We start from the raw sequence: 19228 nt of genomic DNA, 5'->3' as shown, positions 1-19228 counted from the left end.
TTATTTTTACACACGATTTAAAGGATATTTTTTATCTAAGTTTGTACTTAATGAGGATACCTTCCATCCCCGGGTTCGACCCTGAAGCTTTTCAAAAGTATTTCAAAAATACGGGATGGTTAATGCTTGGTAAAATACTGAGCCTGATCGTTGGGATTTTTATAGCTAAGTTCTTAGGCCCACATGATTTTGGTGACCTGAGCTTCGCGACCGCATTTACTGCTATCATTGCTGCAGTTGGCACACTTGGTCTCGATAGTTTTATAATACGCGAAATTCTTGACCAGCCAGCTAAACGGGATGAAATTCTGGGGACAGCATTCTGGATGAGACTGGTTGTGAGCATTATTCTTGTCCCCAGCTCTGTTCTTATCTATCTTTTCTTCAGAAACCTCTCCGAACAGCAAGGTACGGAACTAACCCTGGTAGTAACTTTTTGCGCCTCAGCCTTATTTTTTAAAGCATTTAATATTATCGACTATTATTTTCAATCTCAGGTCAGGTCAAAATTTGTAGTTCAGGTTCAGAACATTTGCCTGATTATTTCATCATTAATCAAGATCAGTTTTGTATTAGTAAAACTTCCTCTTGTCTATTTTGCGTTCGCATTAGTACTTGACGGGCTCCTGCTCGCTATCGGTTTGGGGATCATTTATCATCGTGAAAATCTTCACATCCGTAATTGGAAGTTTAATGATGAACGTGCAAAGTCGTTGCTCAGTAAATCGTGGCCGCTCATTTTGTCGGCTGTTATGGTTACTTTATATATGCAAATCGATATACTGATGCTGAAGTATTTTGCAGGTAGCACAGAAGCGGGTATTTACAGCGCGGCAGCCAGGATTAGTGAAGCCTGGTACTTCATTCCGGTTGCCATTGTAACCTCAGTATTTCCCGCAATTATTCATGCCCGTAAAACTGACCCATCGCGGTATCAGAAACGTCTGCAGAATCTATACGACCTGCTTGTAGTCATTAGCCTGCCGGTTGCACTGATCATAAGTTTAGGAGCGGATACGTTTATTCACCTCCTTTACGGCGATAAATTCCTTGGGGCAGGTGCAATGCTTACCATACATATTTGGTCTGGAATTTTTGTATTTCTTGGAAGTGCAAGCGGCCAGTATCTTCTTGCAGAAGGATTTACCATGATCTCATTTTACCGGACGGCAATAGGTGCAATCGCCAATATTCTGTTAAACTTGTGGCTTATTCCCCTTTATGGAGGTCTTGGAGCATCAACCGCCACGCTCATCGCGTACTTTGTGGCTACATTTTCCATTTTATTTTATGCAAAAACAAGGCCTCAGGGAATTATGGTATTGAAATCTTTGTTTTTGATTAATATATTTTCGATCGTATCAACCCGATTAAAGAAGAAGTAGGTTTATGTTTAACATTAATATTTAAGGAGTTTAGTATGAAGAGGCTTTTGGGAAGATTTTATCCAGTTGCATTAATTAACACTATCAAAAACTATTGGATACTCTCTGCTGAATTTGGACAGTTTAAAACCATGAACAAAGGTTGCCTTGATAAAGACGACGAGTTCATCCCCTGGTATACTTATCCCGCAATTGAATACATTAAGCAGCTCGATTTTTCTGACAAGTCTATATTTGAGTTTGGTTCCGGTAATTCTACGATCTTCTGGGCTAAGCGCTGTAAAAAAGCAGTTTCAATTGAAGATAATAGAAACTGGTACGACAAAATGTGTCCCGAACTTCCTCCAAATGTTGAATATAAGCTTGTCCCGGACAAAGCAGACTATATAAACTCAATCAATGGGTTTCCTGAGGTCTTTGACATTATTGTAATAGATGGAAATTACCGATATGAATGCACTGTAGAAGCATTGAAAAAGCTTAATAAGGATGGAATTATTATTTTGGATAATTCGGACTGGCATGAAAAGAGCGCAAAGCTTTTGCGTGACGCCGATCTGATTGAGATAGATATGGCAGGCTTTGGGCCCATTAATGGGTATACCTGGACGACTTCGTTTTTCCTTTCAAGATCGGTTCAACTAAAACAAGCTATAAACAGACAGCCTGTAAATGGCATCGGCGGGATCAAGAATTAATTGTTAGTAATTGGCATGGGGCGGTCTTGCCATTGGGAGGGCTATATTTTATATTTAAATATCAAAGTCCGAAACGTTTTAGCGACGAGTTTATAATTCTTTTCCGCTAAGAACTGATAAACATCATAATTGACTATTTCCTCAAAATCAATATGTCCTTCTACCATTAGATATTCGGGAGAGTATTTATCCCAGTCATTCGATTTCAGAACTTCAAAGTCCAGACCTTCAACGTCGACGGTCATAAAATCAATCTTGACGCCCGCAGGCAGGTACTTTTTTAAGAGATCTCTTAAAGGAACAACTTCAACCTTTACGCGTTGTATAATTTTATACTTATTGTCTTTTTTATCTACTTCAAGGGCGAGTTCTTCTGAAAAAGTGTTTAATGCCGGTTCATTGAAACAATAAAAAGTTAATGTTTTATGCGCAGATCCGACTCCAACATTAAGATTGATATCCCTGCTTCTCAAAATATTAAAAGGAGTAATGGCTGTAGGAGTTGGTTCGATATTAAGTCCTCTCCACCCTTTTTTATAAAAATAATAGGTATTCGAATATCTTACCGGATGATGAGCTCCAACATCAACATAGAAACCTTTATAACCTTTTTTATTTTCATAGAAAGATTTTAAAACCATGTCTTCCCCATCCTGGGAATAAGACCTGTATGATTTAAAATGATGGATTGGTAAGTGTTTTAGAATGAAACTTTTAATGCCCGGCATTTCGCTAAATTACAAATTCTGACTAATTTACAGCGCCATACCACTGGTTTTATAACCGTGGAAATTGTCGCCGTACCATATTCTTGAACAGGTTAAATTTAATGCATAAAGAAGAGATAGTTAGTACTGGATTAAAAATCGCATATGATAATTTCTATGTCGGAAAGGATGAGCAATGGCGGCTTCTGAGTGCAAAGTACAAGGCGCAAAATATCAAGGATTTATGTGAAAACTTCCATTTCCAAAAAGTTTTGGAAGTGGGTGCTGGCGACGGAAGTATTCTGAAGTATCTTAATGAATCTGGGTTTGCTCCGGAATTTCATGCTCTCGAAATATCCAGTAGCGGAGTGGCGCAGATACAAAATAGAAGTATCGGTAGTCTGAAGTCGGTACAGATATTTGACGGCTATCATATTCCTTTTGAAGATGATGAATTTGACCTTGTGATTTTATCTCATGTGCTTGAGCATGTAGAATTTGAACGAATGCTTTTGCGCGAGATTAAAAGGGTATCAAAACATTGTGTGATTGAAGTGCCTATTGATTACCGATACGGCGTGGACAAGAGGATGAAGCACTTTTTAGCCTATGGTCATATTAATATGTACACGCCAAGTTCCCTTAGATTTTTGCTGCAAACCGAAGGCTTTGAAATCGCTCACGATAAGATTTCCGTAATTGAACCAGAGGTCACAAAATTCAATACTTTTGTAAATCAGGGAAAAAGCAGAAACCTTTTCAGTTTGTTAAGAATAAATGCTGAATTCTGGATTAAGTTGATACTAATGAACCTTGGTGGCAAACAAGGACATGAGAAATTTGCGAGTGCCTATACTGTATTGTTAAAAAAAGCCCGGAACTCGGAAATCCTAACCTGATCATCAATAATATTCATGAGAAGAAGAACTTATTTACTTACACTTTTAATTATTAGTTTCTTTATTCTGGTAGGAGGAGGGGCATTTCGACAGGTTGAGGATCATCCTATCCTGGATTCATTGCGGATCAGAAAGCAGTTTGATTCTTCACCTGTATTAACTGCGGAGGAATCAATGAAGACAATGCAGATTGAAGAAGGGTTTAGTCTTAAGCTTGTAACCAGCGAACCACTGATAAAATCCCCTGTTGCAATAGTGTTTGATAAAATGGGACGAATATGGGTAACTGAAATGGAAGGGTATATGTCTGACACGCTGGGCACGGGTGAAGATCAGCCGCGCGGAAGAATTGTTATCCTAAGTGATAACAATGGTGATGGCGTGATGGATGATAGAAAGGTATTTCTTGATTCTTTAGTACTTCCCCGCGCTATTTGTCTTATCGAAAATGGCATCCTGGTTGCTGAATCTCCCCGCTTATGGTTTTATGAAATTCGGAATGATAAGCCGTTCAAAAAAACACTCGTAGACCCATCTTATGCGGAAGGGGGTAATGTAGAACATCAACCCAATGGGCTGTTTCGTGCTCTCGATAACTGGATTTATAATGCGAAATCTGATCGTCGTTATCGTAAGCAGGGGGAGAAGTGGTTAATCGAAAGAACTCATTTTCGGGGTCAGTGGGGAATTACCCAAGACGACCAGGGCCGATTGTATTATAATACAAATGCAGAAAATCTTTTAGGTGATTTTTTTAGTCCGGGCCTGGGAGCAGAGAATGTAAATCAGACTTCTGTATCAGGATTTAACAAGAAAATAGTAGTGAACAATAACGTTTATCCTGCAAGGGCCACAACAGGAGTAAACCGTGCATATTTGCCTGGCATCCTGGATGACAGCCTTCGTCTGGTGAGCTTTACTGCTGCCTGTGGGCCAGTCATTTACAACGGACATCTGTTCGGAAAGAAATATTATGGAAACGCTTTTGTAGCGGAGCCCTCCGCTAACCTGATCAAGAGAAATGTGCTGACAAATGAAGGTTATTCGATAATTGGCGAACAAGCCTATGCCAATACAGAGTTTTTGCGAAGTAAAGATGAAAGGTTCAGGCCGGTAAATTTATATAATGGTCCGGATGGCGCACTTTATGTCGTCGATATGTACCGGGGAATTATACAGCACAAAACTTATCTTACCCCATATCTAAAAAATGAGATTAAAGAGCGATCTCTTACGGAACCTATTTCTTTTGGAAGGATTTATAAGATAGAACCAAAGAATAAGAAATCAAGAAGGGTTAAGTTTCCGGGTGATCGGATCAAACTTGTCAAGTTATTAGGTCATGATAATGGCTGGGTCCGTAGTATGGCCCAACAGCTTCTTGTCGATGCTGGAGATCAATCTATTGCAGCTGAATTACGTAAAGTTTTAAAAACCTCAACTTCTCAACTTGCGGTTACCCATGCGATGTGGACACTGGAAGGACTTGGGCAATTGAAAAAAGATGATATTTGGCCATTACTGACCAGTGCTGTCTGGCCATTGCAAATGCAGGCGCTAAGTTGTTCCAGGTCGGTCATCAATAGTCAGAACTATAAAGACTTTGTAAGTGTTTTTGAAGATTTAATCAAAGACAAAAATAGCTCTTCAGCTCCATATGTAGCTTTTCTGGCGACTAACATCAAGCCTTTTGACTATGCAGCTTATAAAAGCTTACTTCTTAAGCTAGGTAAAAATTTTGGAAATGATATCTATGTCGCAGACGCAATAATCAGTTCGGTTAAAAACGAAGAAACGGCTTATTCTAAAGATTTTTTCAGCTTAAATTCAGATACCGGCCTCGTCTTAAATAAAAGACTGAAAAAGGTGATTACAGATTATGAGAAAGCTAAGAGAAACAAGACAGATCTTGCTGCTCAGTACCCGCGAGGTGCCTCAATATACAAATCCTTTTGCCAGACTTGTCATGGTTTAGATGGAAATGGCGTCAGCTCTCTCGCGCCTCCGCTTAATAATTCTGAATGGGTAGTCGGAGATAAAAATAAGCTGAATGCAATCGTTTTATACGGACTAAGGGGTCCAATTCAAATTGGGCCAAAGCTGTATAAAGCGCCTGAGATTAATGGTGATATGCCTGGCATTGCATCTAATACTGACTTTTCGGATAATGACATTGCACAATTATTAAATTATATCCGCAACTCCTGGAGCAACCGGGGAGAGATAATTGTCCCAAAAGATGTTATTGAAATCAGAAATAAGTTCAAAGGGCGGCAGATTCCGTTTACGATGGAGGAATTAAATCTAATGAAATAGCCTGCATCCTAAAGTTTCAACCTTTCTTTTCAATATTATTTATCATATCTAATTGAGATATTTACATCATTATCGTATCAAAACTGTTATGAATGGGTTATTTGATGGAGTAGGCCGTGAAATGTGCATTTGTAGGGTATATTTGAAACATTTGGTTTGTATAATAACTAGCAGTATCCACTATTTTGCTACTGTTAACTCCTAATATCTAGACATGTGTGAATTAAAGAGTGTTTATAGGGAATTGCTCAGAAAATTAGGTTATAGTCTCGTCGGACTAATATCTTTTACTTCAATATCCCATGCACAGAGATTAGCATCTCTCATTGTCGAGCCTGTGGAGGAATCTGCTGGTGCCGCTATTATCGTTCGGGTCAATCTTGACGAGCTTACCTTTTTACCCGATTCTGCAATTAGTCTTTTCGAAATTACCAATGGTAGACGGATAAATGTCGACTATCAAATAGAGGACAGGGGAACCCGTAGCATTTATTGGATAATGAATCAATCAGGAACCAGCGGTCAAAAAAGACTATTCGAACTTGTAAAGGCAAAGCCTTCAAGACAGAATACTGGAATGAATGCAGTTGTTGATGACGGCGCACTTACTATAAGTTCCGGAAATCGGAATCTTCTCAAATACAATTACAAAGTTGTTTATCCACCGGCTGGCGTTGACACAGTTTTTAGGCGCAGCGGATTCATCCATCCGCTATGGTCGCCACATGGCCAGGAACTCACCAGAGTAAATGCGGCGGATCACTATCACCACTTCGGGTTATGGAATCCCTGGACTCATGTATATTTTGAAGGAGACACAGTGGATTTTTGGAACCTGAAACTGAAGCTTGGCACTGTTCGTTTCGCTGGTTTTGTTTCTGTAAATAAGGGGCCAGTATACGCTGACTATCAAACGCTCCACGAACACATTGTATTTAAAAAGGACGGTTTGGAGAAAGTTGCTTTGAACGAATTGCAGACAGTAAGAATATTTCAGCCAGAAAATAATGATTACTATATCGCAGATATCACAGTTCAGTTGAATTGCGCTTCAGAAAGCCCCGTTACCCTGGAAGAATACCGCTACGGCGGATTAGGCTGGCGCGCAACTGAAAAATGGCATAAAGATAATAGCGAAACGATAACCTCTGAAGGGCTTAATCGTAAAGCCGCAGATGGATCAAAGGCACGCTGGGTAATTGTTCAGGGAAATTTGGATGCGGATTACGGTGGTGCAGTAATGATGTCTTACCCGGCTAACTTTAATCATCCGGAACCATTAAGAATATGGCCTGAAACAACTAACGGACGCGGCGATGTATTCGCAAATTTCTCGCCCACAAAAGATAAAGACTGGCCGCTTATTCCCGGAAAAAATTATGTACTCAAATACAGATTCCTTGTCTTTAACGGCAAGTATTCAAAAGAGAAAGCAGAGGCAGCCTGGCAAGCATTTACTCACAGTCCTGTAATTACTATTAAACAAAATAATCAAAATTAAAATAATGACAGCAATATCATGTAAAAGCAAAGTCGCGAACTTATTAATGCTCTCAATATTATCTCTGTTCGTATGTTCAGTATTTGCAGCAGAGAAAGAATCTAATTTAAAAAAGGTTAAAATACTCGTATACACTAAAAACGGTAAGGGTTATATCCACGACAATATTGCTGAAGCCGTGAAGGGTGTTCAAAAATTAGGTGCCGATAATGGATTTAAAGTTGATGTTAGTGACGATCCGGCAGTATACACAGAGGAGAATTTAAAGCAATACACGATGCTTCTGTTCACTAGTACTAATAACGATGTATTTGATACGGATGCACAACGTCTTGCCTTCAGGAGATACATCGAAGCCGGTGGTGGCTTTGTGGGCGTCCATTCCGTCACAGGTACAGAACGTAACTGGGTCTGGTTTAAACAGATGATCGGCGGAACTTTCTCGTGGCACGCAAAAAATCAAAAGTTTAAAGTAAAGGTGATTGACCCTGATCATGAAACCGTTAAGGGCCTGCCTATGGTATGGGAAAGAGAATTTGGCGACGAATGCTATTTCACAAAGGAACTTTATCCAGGTATAAAAGTTACCATGGCTCATGATCTAAGCTCTCTTGACGAGAGAGATCAGGATAAGATCGCGCAGTTTTCGGCACCGTTTAAAGACCTGTATCCTGCGGTTTGGTATCAGAATTTCGACGGTGGAAATGTCTGGATAACCACCCTTGGGCACAATAAGGAATATTACCAGCAGCCTTTGTATCTTCAGCATTTATTGCAGGGAATAAAATTTGTTGCAGGAGAATCCAAAAAATTAGATTATTCGAAAGCATACGCAAGCAGCAGGGATACTCCTGTTCAATATTAATGTTACTATTAACCTATAAAGAAAGAAAAACATGACAACTGATAAAATGTCTTCATATACCCGGAGAGATTTCGTGAAAACCGCGGCTAAAGGCGCAGTACTTACAACCGTTGCAATGACTGGTTTCCCCACGATTGTTCCCGCATCTGTTTTTGGTAAAAATGCCCCAAGTAACCGTATCAATATCGGCCAGATTGGCTGTGGAAGGATAGCTACAACGCATGATCTTGTCGAAACATTCAAATACGATGTTGCCCAAATTATGGCAGTTGCTGATGTAGACCGTGGCCGGTTAAGAAGCGGAAAGCAAATGATAGAAGGATGGTATGACAAGAAAATGAACAAAACTGGTTATGTAGATGTAAAAACCTATGATGACTACCATGAGCTTCTTGCAAATAAAGATATTGACGCCGTGATGATCAGTACGCCGGATCATTGGCACGCGCAGCCTGCAATTGAAGCTGCAATGGCCGGTAAGCATATTTATCTTCAAAAACCAACTTCCCTGACAATCGAAGAAGGTCGTCAGATGAGTGATGCAGTCCGAAAATCTGGAGTGACTTTTCAGTTAGGAAGCCAGCAACGTTCAGTGAATCCTTGGCCTCAGTTTAAAAAAGCCTGTGAGCTTGTAAGAAACGGACGTATCGGTAAATTGCATACTGTTCATATTGGCCTTCCAATAGATCCTTCCGGTGGAATCACTACAGAGATGTCAATTCCTGAGGGTTTCAACTATGATATGTGGCTGGGTTCTACCCCGGAGATTTACTATACACTGGATCGTGTTCACTCTACAACCGACATAACCTCGAGAGGTGGCTGGCTTAGACTAGAACAATTCGGTGCTGGAATGATTACTGGCTGGGGTGTTCACCATATTGACATTGCCCATTGGGGGATGAATACTGAATTGACCGGACCTATTGAAATTGAAGCCACTTCCGAATTTCCAAAGAAAGGATTATGGAATGTGCATGGAAATTACGAGGTTAGCGCTAAATACGCTAACGGAGTGAATATGTTGATGAGCAGCAAAAATCCTAATGGAATTCGCTTTGAAGGTACTGATGGATGGATCTTCGTTTCACGGGGAAGTGTGGCCGTTACTTCGTCTGATCCAACTTCACCTGGTGGACAACCCAAAGCATTTCAGGCCAGCGATCCGAAGATCCTGAGCTCAATAATAGGACCTAAAGAAACTCATTTATATGAAAGTCCGGAACAACATGGAAACTGGCTTGATTGTATACAAAGTAAGAAGGAAACTATCAGCCCCGCTGAAGTTGCCCATCGATCATGCAGCACTTGTCTTATAGCTCATGCAGCAATGAAAGTTCCCGGTAAGTTGTATTGGGATCCTAAGAAAGAAGTGTTCAAAGATAATGTGGAAGCAAACAAACTCTTGTCAAGACCCCAGAGATTCCCATACGGAACAAATTATGTCTTAAACAAGAAAAGCTAGTATGAAAAAATCATTCATTATATTGATCTCCATGATCGCAGCCGGATGTGCCGATTCAACCAATCAAGATGCAAAAGAGAGTCAGAAAGTAAAACTGATTACGCTTGATCCTGGCCACTTCCATTCTGCATTGGTACAAAAATCAATGTATGCGGATGTGGATTCAGTTGTTCATGTTTATGCACCGGAGGGAACTGACGTCCAACTGCATCTTGAGAAGATAGAATCTTATAATAGTCGTGCTGAGGATCCCACTAAATGGAAAGAAGAGGTCTATTTAGGTGATGACTTCATGGAAAAGATGCTGTCGGAAAAAAAGGGCAATGTGGTGATGCTTGCTGGAAATAATTTAAAAAAGACCGAATATATTAAGAGGTCAATTGCCGAAGGCTTTAACGTGTATGCCGACAAGCCGATGGCAATAGACTCAAAAAGTTTTGAGGAGTTAAAGCAAGTTTTTTCTGAAGCAAAAAGGAAAAAACTTTTGCTTTATGACATCATGACAGAGCGCTTCGAAATCAATACGATGCTTCAAAAAGAGTTCTCCTTGATTCCTGAAGTGTTTGGCACCCTCGAGAAGGGCACTGCGGAAAATCCCGCAGTAACTAAAGAGAGTGTGCACCACTTTTATAAATATGTATCCGGAAGCGTGTTAACCCGCCCGACCTGGTTTTTCGACGTAGCGCAGGAGGGAGAAGGAATAGTGGATGTTACCACTCACCTGGTTGATCTTATTCAGTGGGAGTGTTTTCCTGACCAGATTATCGATTACAAGAAGGACATTCAAATCACTAATTCCACAAGAGCGTCGACAGACATAAGCTTAAGCCAGTTTCAGGCAATGACTAAAGTCAACGTATTTCCGGAGTATTTAAATAAATATGTAGAACGTGACAGCATACTAAAAGTCTTCTCAAACGGCGAGTTTAATTATAAGATACGTGATGTACACGCCAAGGTTTCTGTGAAATGGGCTTTCAAAGCGCCAGAAGGGACAGCTGACACTCACTATTCGATAATGAGAGGAACTCTTGCAAATTTAGTGATCCGTCAGGGAGCTGATCAGCTTTACAAACCAGCTTTGTATATTGAACCTATCGGCGGAGCCACGAGTACTTTCAGCGAAAAACTGAACGCAAAAATTAAGGATGTTCAGAAAAAATATCCTGGGGTAGAGCTTAAAAAGCTTGGTAAAGGTTGGGAAGTTATTGTTCCCGAGAAATACAAAGAAAGTCATGAGGCACATTTTGCAAAAGTGACGGAGAAATTTCTTGAATATCTTAAAAACGGAAATATTCCTGCGTGGGAAGTGCCGAACATGATTGCCAAGTATTATACTACTACCCAGGCTTTAGAGTTAGCGAAAAAGAGCAAGTAGAATGCTTGACAAGAAGAACCAATAGATAAAATAGCAGGATGGGGCAAACTATTTAAGGGATCTTCTAATTCCTAACTCCAGCCCACGCAATTCTGCCAGCCCTTTTAATCTTCCAATTATTGAATAGCCGGGATAAGTATTCCTTTTGTAGTCGTCCAATATTTTGTGACCATGATCCGGGCGCATGGGAATGGCGATATCATTACGACCTGACTTAACACGTTTTTGCTGCTCCAGGATAATGTTCTTCATTACAGCGTACATATTTGTACATCCAGCAAGGTGCTCAGCTTCGTAAAAACTGCCATCAGCTTCGCGCTTTACGTTCCGCAGGTGGACAAAATGAATATGCTCACCTAGCCTTTCCACAATTCCAGGAATATCATTGTCGGCTCTGGCGCCCAGTGATCCCGTACATAGTGTAATTCCATTACTTGGAGAAGGAATAAATCCTATTATATCTTTAAGGTCATTTTCGTTAGAAACAACCCGCGGCAACCCTAAGATTGGGAAAGGTGGATCATCGGGATGTATACACATTTTTATACCCGCTTCCTCGGCAGCTGGTATGATGCCGCGAAGGAAATAAGCCAGATTCTCTTTAAGTTTTGCTGCGTCAACATCAGCATATCGTCGTAAATGTTCCCGGAATTCTTCGACTGTGAACACTTCATCTGTTCCGGGAAGGCCGGCCATAATCACATTGGTGACAAGCGTTATTTCATCCTCAGAAAGTCTGTCGAGGTAGGTTTTGGCCGCTTCTTGTTGTTGAGGTGTGTATTCAGTGAAAGCGTCTTCTCTTTCGAGGATGTATAGCTCGAACGCTGCAAGGGCAGAAGCTTCGTATCTTAAAGCACTGGCATTATTCGGCAGACGGAAGTCAAGATGGGTACGTGTCCAGTCAAGTACTGGCATAAAGTTATAACACACCGTCTTCAATCCTTCATTACCCAGGTTTTTTAGTGTCCTGACATATTGCTCTATGTATTTGTCCCTTTCCGGCTCACCTGTTTTAATGCTCTCATGAAGGTTTACGCTTTCTACTACCGACCATCTCAAACCGGCATCGTCTATGTTTTTCTTTCTTTTAGCTATTTCCGCAGCAGTCCACTCATCTCCGCAAGCAATATGGTGGAGGGCGGTAACAATTCCTGTTGCTCCAGTCTGCCTGATATCGGCCAATGTCACTTCGTCGTTCGGTCCAAACCACCGGAATGTTTGTTCTAGGTTCTGCATTATTGTATATAGGTTTTCGTCTTTGTTACTTATCCTTGTTCCCTACGCTATTTTGCCCTTTCGCCCATTCGGATTCTCACTGAATAGAGGCTTGATAATCTTCATGTCAAATCTTACCTATTTCCTCCACCCGGTTAGCATAGCCCGTTGCCGGTGAATTTACAGAAGGAATTTGTTTTCGATTTGAATATTGGTTTATAATTTTGAATTCATGAAAGTATATAATAAAATAATCATCTGTCTATTGAATTCAGGTCTTTTTGCTCTGGAGGATAACTACAACCAATCGGGTGCAAAAAAAATCCTGCAGTTTCACATTTCCGTCTGGAATTAGAATGGCTTTTGGAAACAATAAACTCTACTGATACAATTATCACGAGAGCTGAAAATCCCGGGTATTAATAGGGAAAATAGTATAAAGCCCGCTAATAATTCGGAGGGTTTTTTTATATTAGCGAATGCTATGCATATTAAAACCAACAAAGAATCTGGTCCATTTTGAGAAGCCGACGCTTACCGGTGTCGGTCCCCATCTTAGTTTCGGTATAGCCATGGCAGAAAATAATTTAAACGTCAAAATAGGACTCGTGCTGTGTGCGGTAGACGGTATAAAGCTTTATAATAATCCCAATCTTGCTGCATCGTCATTTAGAACTAATAATTAATAAAATCGGAAATGAAAACTATATTGCTAATTATAACTTCCTGCTTATTGACACTAAACACTTTTTCTCAAGGAAACGAACGTCTAAAATTATGGCCTGGGAAGGTGCCGGGCGAATCTGAAGCCAAACATCCGGCAGAACTACATTCTGACACCAGCAGAAACGTGAGGAGAATTACCAATATTACTGATCCTCAGATAACAGTTTATCGTCCGCAGGCAAAGTCAAACGGTGCCGGTATTATTGTTTGTCCTGGTGGTGGATATAGAATTCTTGCGATTAATATAGAGGGCGAAGAGGTTGCCGTCCATTTCGCTAAGCTCGGGTACACAGTGTTTGTCTTAGAGTACAGAACCCCTCAAAAACGAGAAGGGGCGTTGCAAGATGCACAAAGAGCAATCCGTATAGTTAGAGAGCGGGCAGGCGACTGGAACTTGAATAAAAATAAAATCGGGATCATGGGATTTTCTGCCGGAGGACATCTTGCAGTGATGGCCGCGACAAGTTATACTAAGCAAACATATGATCGGATCGATAAGATTGACGACATATCCGCACGTCCCGACTTTGCAATTCTTATTTATCCTGCATACACCGCTAATGGCGCTAATAAACAAGAACTAAATCCTCAAATCAGTGTGACCAAAGACATACCACCAGTTTTTATATTTTTCACAGCGGATGATCAAAACGATCTCCCCCTCCCACTCGCAAACGCATTGCGGGAATTGAAACTTCCTTTTGAATTTCATATCTATCCGAAAGGGGGTCACGGATATGGGCTTAGATCAGGAAATGTAGCAGCAGTTGCCTGGCCACTTCTGTTAGAAAAGTGGCTCGCAACTACAATCATTAGTAATTGACAAATCATGCAGAACAAGTTTTCCTTAGAAGGAAAAGTTATCGTTGTAACCGGCGGAACGGGAATTATTGGCCAGTCATTCATAAAGGGAATCACCGAAGCTGGTGGTGCAGTCGGAATTTTAGGTAGAAATGAAAAGGTAGCTAACGAGCGTGCCGAGAAGGTAATTCAGTCTGGAGGTAATGCTATTGCTCTAATCGCCGATGTACTGGATGTAGAAAGTCTGGAGCTGGCAAAGAATAAAGTACTTGATAAGTTCGGTAAAATTGACGGATTGGTGAATGCAGCAGGTGGAAATATTCCGGAAGCAATTGTTCTCAAAGATCATGATATTTTCAAAATGAATATGGATGGTATGAGAAAAGCTGTGGATCTTAATTTATGGGGAACCTTAATACCGACTCAGATCTTTGGCGAAGCCTTGGTTAAGAATGAAGGGAAAGGGGCCATTGTAAATATCTCATCAATGGCTTCAAAGCGTGTAATAACTCGCGTATTAGGTTATAGCATGGGTAAAGCGGCTATTGATTGCTATACCCAATGGTTCGCTGTTGAAATGGCGAATCGCTTTGGCGATAAACTGAGGATGAACGCTATAGCTCCCGGATTTTTCTTAACAGAACAAAACAGAGCCTTGCTTACTAACCCGGATGGATCATATACAGAAAGAGGTAATCTGGTATTGAAACAAACCCCCTATAAGCGATTCGGAGACACAGACGAGTTAATCGGTGCACTTGTTTGGCTTTTGAGCGATTCTTCGGAGTTTGTTACCGGAACAGTAATCAATGTCGATGGTGGCTTTTTTGTGAACAGCGGTGTGTAGACGCTTGCACTAACAACTAATCACCAACAACTAACACTAGTTTCCAATGAAAGAATTTTTATGCAAAGACTTCATCTTAACTAATCGAAAATGGCGAATTGCCAAACGAAATCGAATGGCCAGGTTAAATTGTTAAGAAGGTTTGCAATCATAACGCCAGGGCATACTAAAACTCTAAATAAAATATCTGTTTGGATGACTGTAATAATAAACTAAAATGAGCGATACTAAAATTGGAAATTACCGCTGGACTATATGTTTTCTGGTATTCTTTGCAACGACGATAAATTATCTCGATAGGCAGGTTATAAGCTTGCTGAAACCCACCTTAGAAAAGGAATTTAACTGGTCAGAGTCCGACTATTCAAATATTGTTATTGCCTTTACTCTGGCATACGCTATTGGAATGTTAGGGGTGGGCCGTATTATAGATAAGGTTGGGACCAAATTAGGTTATGCAGCTTCCCTGATATTATGGAGTATTGCATCTATTTTGCATGCGTTCGCAACAAGCACTTTTAGTTTTGCTGCGTACAGGGCAATGCTTGGGGTGTCGGAAGCTGGAAACTTTCCGGCAGCAATAAAAACTGTTGCCGAGTGGTTTCCAAAAAAGGAGCGAGCTTTTGCCACTGGTATTTTTAACTCGGGTACTAATATCGGGGCTATTTTAGCTCCAATTGTAGTTCCATGGCTGGCAATCACCTATAGCTGGCAAATGGCGTTCATCGCTACCGGAGCGGTAGGCCTTGTCTGGTTAGTTTTATGGTTCTGGATGTATGAAATTCCTTCAAAACATAAAAAGCTTTCAAAGGCTGAGTTTGACTATATACATAGTGATGTTGATCAGGAAAGTGAAACGGGCGAAGAAGGACCAAAAATTCCATGGCTAAAATTGCTTACATACAAACAAACGTGGTCCTTTATATCAGGCAAGTTTCTCACAGATGGAATTTGGTGGTTCTTCCTTTTTTGGCTACCAGCATTTTTAATAGCTGAGTACGGATTGGTTGGCATGCAGATCACGTTTCCAATTGTAGTGGTTTATACAATGGCGGGTTTCGGAAGTATTCTCGGAGGCTGGCTCCCTATGTGGTTCGTTAAAAGCAAGGGCTGGTCAATTGTCAGAGCCCGTAAAACCTCAATGTTCATATATGCACTGTTCCCTCTGCTCGTAATATTTTCACAACAAGCTGGAACATTTAACATGTGGTATGCTGTTCTTATAATTGGTATAGCAGCCTCAGCGCATCAGGCGTGGTCAGCTAATATTTTCACGACTGTTTCTGATATGTTTCCAAAAAATTCTATAGGTTCTGTTATCGGCATGGGAGGTATGGCAGGGGGACTTGGAGGCATGGCGATTGCTAAATTGGCAGGCAAGCTCTTTGATCATTACAAAGCCCTGGGGCATATCCAAACAGGGTATTATATTATGTTTTTTATCTGTGGAGTTGCTTATTTGACAGCATGGTTTGTGATGTTCCGTTTGCTTGTGCCAAAGATGATACCTATTGTTGACGAGAAATAATTTTTGACCAGCCGATAATATCTTCTTATACAAATCGGTTGATTATTATCATTATGCAACAACTTGCTCCCATCGCCTTGTTCGTGTTCAACCGCCCGGAACATACCAGGCGTACGCTTAAATTTTTGAAACAGAACCTACTCGCCGACGAGTCGCGCCTGTTTATTTTTTCTGATGGTGCGAAGACAGACCAGCAGGGAGAAAGCGTTGACCAGGTACGGGATATAATTAGCTCGGTCGAGGGTTTCAAATCAGTAGAAATAATTTATCGTAAAACTAATTTTGGCCTGGCAAACTCTATAATCGATGGGGTAAGTATGCTGACAGAAAAATATGGCAAGGTAATCGTTTTTGAAGATGATCTTATTAGTTCTACATTTACGCTGCGCTATTTCAATGATGCCCTGAAGCGTTATGAAAATGAAGAAAGGGTAATGCATATCGGCGCATACATGTATCCTCATCAAAATAAGAATCTGCCCCAGACATTTTTTTACCGTGCAGCTTCAAGTTGGGGATGGGCCACATGGGGCAGAGCCTGGAAGCATTTTGAACCAGATATTGATAAAATCATCAGCCAGTTTGATAGTAGTAAACGTTACCGTTTTTCTATTGATGGAACCATGAATTTCTGGAAACAGGTGAGGGAATTCAAGAGAGGGAAGAATAACTCATGGGCAATCCGTTGGTACGCTTCCATTTTTTTAAAAGGCGGTCTAACTCTTAACCCATCGTCTTCTTTAATCAATAACATCGGGCACGATGGAACGGGGATCCATTCCGGGAAGAATAATATCTACGACGCTCAGATTAGCAATCAGGCTGTGGCTGAATTTCCTACTGAGGTGAGTGAGAACATTGAGGCATTCATGGCTATCAAACATTTTCTAAAACATCGGAAGGGGAACTTGGTGCAGCGCATTTTCAGGTTTGTAAGGGAGAAATTCTGAATAAGACGACTTACGCGCCCACCGAAACCTAAACGCCCGCCGTGCTGAAGCCATTTGGACGGGCCGCAGAGACCAGGGCAACGGATTGTACTCCTCACATTCGACGTTGTTTATTTTTGTATTTTTGATCTTCGTGAAAATACTTCATTTAAATACCTACGCCGGAAACGGAGGAGCAGGAAAAGCTAGTCTCCGCCTGAGCAAAGCCCTTCAAAAACAGGGTATACAATCAGAAGTAGCTGTAAATTTTCTTTTTAAGAGTAATCCGCAGGTTCACAACCTTTCCAAAGGCTTTTTTTTTAAATGGCTCACGGCGGTCGGCATTCTACTTGAACGCCTGGCGAATAAGATTTTCGTAAAGCATTTACCAATACCGTTTTCGATACCGTTATGGGGTAAAAATATTAGCAGTCGGGAAATTCTTGAGTCTGTTGACCTAATTCATGTTCATTGGATCAATCATGCGTTTCTCCGGCCGCAAGATCTTGCAAAACTTGCGCGGTTAAACAAACCTATTGTATGGACCTTTCATGATAGTAATGCATTCACCGGAGGATGCCATGTACGATACTCCTGTGATCATTACGAGTTAGAATGTGGGAATTGCCCGGTGCTTAAAAATTCAAACCCAAACGACCTTTCCCATCGAATTTGGAAGCAGAAAAGCGAGGCCTATAAGCAAATCAACTTTACTATTGTAGCCCCCAGCAGATGGATGGCGGAGTCTGTGTCAAAAAGCAAGTTACTCAAATCCAGACCCAAAATCAATATTCCCAACACGCTGGACACCGGGATATTCAAACCTTTCTCCCAGGCAGAATCCCGGAAGATTCTAGGCTTATCGCCTGGTAAGTTTATTTTAATGAGTGGCTTTATGCCCTCGCGCAAAGACCAGCACAAAGGAACATCATATTTAATTGAAGGACTTGAAACTTTTGCAAACGAGCATCACCTGGAAATTGAAAATATCGAGCTGGTTATCTTTGGAAACAGGGATACCCGAAATCTGCCCGAATTTCCCTTTAAAACAACATTCCTTGGAACTATTTCTAATGAAGATAGACTGGCGATATGCTATAACGCCGCTGATGTGTTCCTGGCTCCTTCCCTTGAAGATAATCTCCCCTATACGGTACTTGAATGCCTTGCTTGCGGCACCCCGGTGGTGGCATTTAATACCGGGGGCATTCCCGATATGGTCGAACATAAGATCAATGGTTATCTCGCTGAGCATCGTTCATCAGCAGACCTGGCGGCAGGAATTAGCTGGATGTTTAAACATCCGAAAAAGGAATTATTGCAGGCAAACGCCCGGGCGCATGTTATGTCGTATTTTTCTGAAACGGTAGTTGCAAATCGCCATGTGGAATTGTATAACTCTTTGTTAAATGACCATGTTTCAGCCTAAATTAAGTGTCATTACGATCGTTTATAATAATGTAAGTGACATCGAGCGTACGATGTTGTCCGTTATAAACCAAACCTATTCAAACATTGAATACGTACTGATTGATGGAGGCTCGTCTGACGGAACTCTCGGGATTCTGAATCAATACCGCAGCCGGATCAGCACCCTGATATCGGAAAGCGATAGTGGTATATATGATGCTATGAACAAAGGTTTGGCGCATGCTACCGGGGATTACGTTTTATTCATGAATTCAGGCGATGAAATTTATGCTTCTGAAACCGTTGAAAAGGTATTTTCAACGCAGCCCGATGCAGATATATACTACGGTGAAACGGAGATGTATAATGAAAGCTGGAAGAGCCTCGGACAAAGACGCCACAAAGCTCCGCAGCATTTTACCTGGAAAGATTTTAAGTTCGGGATGAGTATTAGCCACCAGGCCATTTATATACGGAGGTCAATTACAGAACCGTATAACACCAATTATAAACTTAGCTCTGACATAGATTGGATTCTTAGAGCTGCAAAAAAGGCAA

Annotated in this window: 17 protein-coding genes; 15 read left to right on the top strand and 2 right to left on the bottom strand. The window is 41.0% G+C overall.

The genetic code is table 11. The features are described from left to right. Positions 1-50: 50 nt before the first annotated feature. A complete protein-coding gene (locus tag ACLL8Z_RS04170; protein ID WP_411273502.1) occupies positions 51-1385 on the top strand; it encodes a flippase in 1335 nt (444 codons plus the stop codon). A gap of 35 nt (positions 1386-1420) precedes the next feature. After that, positions 1421-2083 (top strand): hypothetical protein, encoded by a 663-nt coding sequence (locus ACLL8Z_RS04165; RefSeq protein ID WP_411273501.1) that lies wholly within the window; start codon positions 1421-1423, stop codon positions 2081-2083. 41 nt (positions 2084-2124) lie between these two features. On the opposite strand, the gene ACLL8Z_RS04160 is transcribed toward ACLL8Z_RS04165, so the two are convergent. After that, positions 2125-2811, bottom strand: a complete 687-nt coding sequence (locus tag ACLL8Z_RS04160) for an FkbM family methyltransferase (RefSeq protein WP_411273500.1) — start codon at positions 2809-2811, stop codon at positions 2125-2127. Positions 2812-2912: 101 nt separating this feature from the next. Here ACLL8Z_RS04160 and ACLL8Z_RS04155 point away from each other — a divergent pair, with 101 nt between their 5' ends. From ACLL8Z_RS04155 to ACLL8Z_RS04130, 6 genes are all read left to right on the top strand, one after another. Continuing rightward, positions 2913-3689, top strand: coding sequence for a methyltransferase domain-containing protein (locus tag ACLL8Z_RS04155; RefSeq protein ID WP_411273499.1), 777 nt, complete (start codon positions 2913-2915; stop codon positions 3687-3689). 15 nt (positions 3690-3704) lie between these two features. After that, the gene (locus tag ACLL8Z_RS04150; RefSeq protein ID WP_411273498.1) at positions 3705-6005 is read left to right on the top strand and encodes a c-type cytochrome; all 2301 of its coding nucleotides are present in this window, start codon (positions 3705-3707) and stop codon (positions 6003-6005) included. Positions 6006-6219: 214 nt separating this feature from the next. Then, positions 6220-7506 (top strand): PmoA family protein, encoded by a 1287-nt coding sequence (locus ACLL8Z_RS04145; protein WP_411273497.1) that lies wholly within the window; start codon positions 6220-6222, stop codon positions 7504-7506. A 4-nt stretch (positions 7507-7510) separates the two neighbouring features. Then, positions 7511-8371: a ThuA domain-containing protein gene (locus ACLL8Z_RS04140; protein WP_411273496.1), complete on the top strand. Its 861-nt coding sequence runs from the start codon at positions 7511-7513 to the stop codon at positions 8369-8371. A gap of 31 nt (positions 8372-8402) precedes the next feature. Further along, positions 8403-9836 carry a Gfo/Idh/MocA family protein gene (locus ACLL8Z_RS04135; RefSeq protein ID WP_411273495.1) on the top strand — a complete coding sequence of 478 codons (1434 nt, stop codon included), beginning with the start codon at positions 8403-8405 and terminating at the stop codon, positions 9834-9836. 1 nt (position 9837) lies between these two features. Next, positions 9838-11214 carry a putative oxidoreductase C-terminal domain-containing protein gene (locus tag ACLL8Z_RS04130; RefSeq protein ID WP_411273494.1) on the top strand — a complete coding sequence of 459 codons (1377 nt, stop codon included), beginning with the start codon at positions 9838-9840 and terminating at the stop codon, positions 11212-11214. A 48-nt stretch (positions 11215-11262) separates the two neighbouring features. Here the strand turns inward: ACLL8Z_RS04130 and uxuA are convergent, their stop codons facing one another. Then, entirely contained in the window at positions 11263-12450 is a 1188-nt protein-coding gene (gene uxuA, locus ACLL8Z_RS04125; RefSeq protein ID WP_411273493.1) for a mannonate dehydratase, read from the bottom strand. Between the two features lie 458 nt (positions 12451-12908). Between uxuA and ACLL8Z_RS04120 the strand changes: the two genes are divergently transcribed. The 7 genes from ACLL8Z_RS04120 to ACLL8Z_RS04090 form a co-directional block, all read left to right on the top strand. Further along, positions 12909-13115, top strand: a complete 207-nt coding sequence (locus ACLL8Z_RS04120) for a sialate O-acetylesterase (protein ID WP_411273492.1) — start codon at positions 12909-12911, stop codon at positions 13113-13115. An 11-nt stretch (positions 13116-13126) separates the two neighbouring features. Continuing rightward, positions 13127-13978 carry an alpha/beta hydrolase gene (locus ACLL8Z_RS04115; RefSeq protein WP_411273491.1) on the top strand — a complete coding sequence of 284 codons (852 nt, stop codon included), beginning with the start codon at positions 13127-13129 and terminating at the stop codon, positions 13976-13978. Between the two features lie 6 nt (positions 13979-13984). Continuing rightward, positions 13985-14803 carry an SDR family oxidoreductase gene (locus ACLL8Z_RS04110; RefSeq protein WP_411273490.1) on the top strand — a complete coding sequence of 273 codons (819 nt, stop codon included), beginning with the start codon at positions 13985-13987 and terminating at the stop codon, positions 14801-14803. A gap of 217 nt (positions 14804-15020) precedes the next feature. Further along, positions 15021-16331, top strand: a complete 1311-nt coding sequence (locus ACLL8Z_RS04105; protein WP_411273489.1) for an MFS transporter — start codon at positions 15021-15023, stop codon at positions 16329-16331. A gap of 53 nt (positions 16332-16384) precedes the next feature. Then, the gene (locus ACLL8Z_RS04100) at positions 16385-17281 is read left to right on the top strand and encodes a sugar transferase (protein ID WP_411273488.1); all 897 of its coding nucleotides are present in this window, start codon (positions 16385-16387) and stop codon (positions 17279-17281) included. Between the two features lie 133 nt (positions 17282-17414). Further along, positions 17415-18689, top strand: coding sequence for a glycosyltransferase family 4 protein (locus ACLL8Z_RS04095; RefSeq protein ID WP_411273487.1), 1275 nt, complete (start codon positions 17415-17417; stop codon positions 18687-18689). Continuing rightward, on the top strand, positions 18670-19228 hold a 559-nt coding region (locus ACLL8Z_RS04090; RefSeq protein ID WP_411273486.1), incomplete at its 3' end, for a glycosyltransferase family 2 protein. The genes ACLL8Z_RS04095 and ACLL8Z_RS04090, both read left to right, overlap by 20 nt.

Source organism: Daejeonella sp., from assembly GCF_046590655.1.
Classification (GTDB): Bacteria; Bacteroidota; Bacteroidia; order Sphingobacteriales; family Sphingobacteriaceae; genus Daejeonella.
The sequence above is the reverse complement of the archived record's forward strand: the minus strand, read 5'-3'. Positions and strand labels throughout refer to the sequence as shown.

Coding starts and splice junctions, on each gene's coding strand:
- ACLL8Z_RS04170 (WP_411273502.1), top strand. CDS start 51: ATGAGGATACCTTCCATCCCCGGGTTCGACCCTGAAGCTTTTCAAAAG.
- ACLL8Z_RS04165 (WP_411273501.1), top strand. CDS start 1,421: ATGAAGAGGCTTTTGGGAAGATTTTATCCAGTTGCATTAATTAACACT.
- ACLL8Z_RS04160 (WP_411273500.1), bottom strand. CDS start 2,811: ATGCCGGGCATTAAAAGTTTCATTCTAAAACACTTACCAATCCATCAT.
- ACLL8Z_RS04155 (WP_411273499.1), top strand. CDS start 2,913: ATGCATAAAGAAGAGATAGTTAGTACTGGATTAAAAATCGCATATGAT.
- ACLL8Z_RS04150 (WP_411273498.1), top strand. CDS start 3,705: ATGAGAAGAAGAACTTATTTACTTACACTTTTAATTATTAGTTTCTTT.
- ACLL8Z_RS04145 (WP_411273497.1), top strand. CDS start 6,220: ATGTGTGAATTAAAGAGTGTTTATAGGGAATTGCTCAGAAAATTAGGT.
- ACLL8Z_RS04140 (WP_411273496.1), top strand. CDS start 7,511: ATGACAGCAATATCATGTAAAAGCAAAGTCGCGAACTTATTAATGCTC.
- ACLL8Z_RS04135 (WP_411273495.1), top strand. CDS start 8,403: ATGACAACTGATAAAATGTCTTCATATACCCGGAGAGATTTCGTGAAA.
- ACLL8Z_RS04130 (WP_411273494.1), top strand. CDS start 9,838: ATGAAAAAATCATTCATTATATTGATCTCCATGATCGCAGCCGGATGT.
- uxuA (WP_411273493.1), bottom strand. CDS start 12,450: ATGCAGAACCTAGAACAAACATTCCGGTGGTTTGGACCGAACGACGAA.
- ACLL8Z_RS04120 (WP_411273492.1), top strand. CDS start 12,909: ATGCTATGCATATTAAAACCAACAAAGAATCTGGTCCATTTTGAGAAG.
- ACLL8Z_RS04115 (WP_411273491.1), top strand. CDS start 13,127: ATGAAAACTATATTGCTAATTATAACTTCCTGCTTATTGACACTAAAC.
- ACLL8Z_RS04110 (WP_411273490.1), top strand. CDS start 13,985: ATGCAGAACAAGTTTTCCTTAGAAGGAAAAGTTATCGTTGTAACCGGC.
- ACLL8Z_RS04105 (WP_411273489.1), top strand. CDS start 15,021: ATGAGCGATACTAAAATTGGAAATTACCGCTGGACTATATGTTTTCTG.
- ACLL8Z_RS04100 (WP_411273488.1), top strand. CDS start 16,385: ATGCAACAACTTGCTCCCATCGCCTTGTTCGTGTTCAACCGCCCGGAA.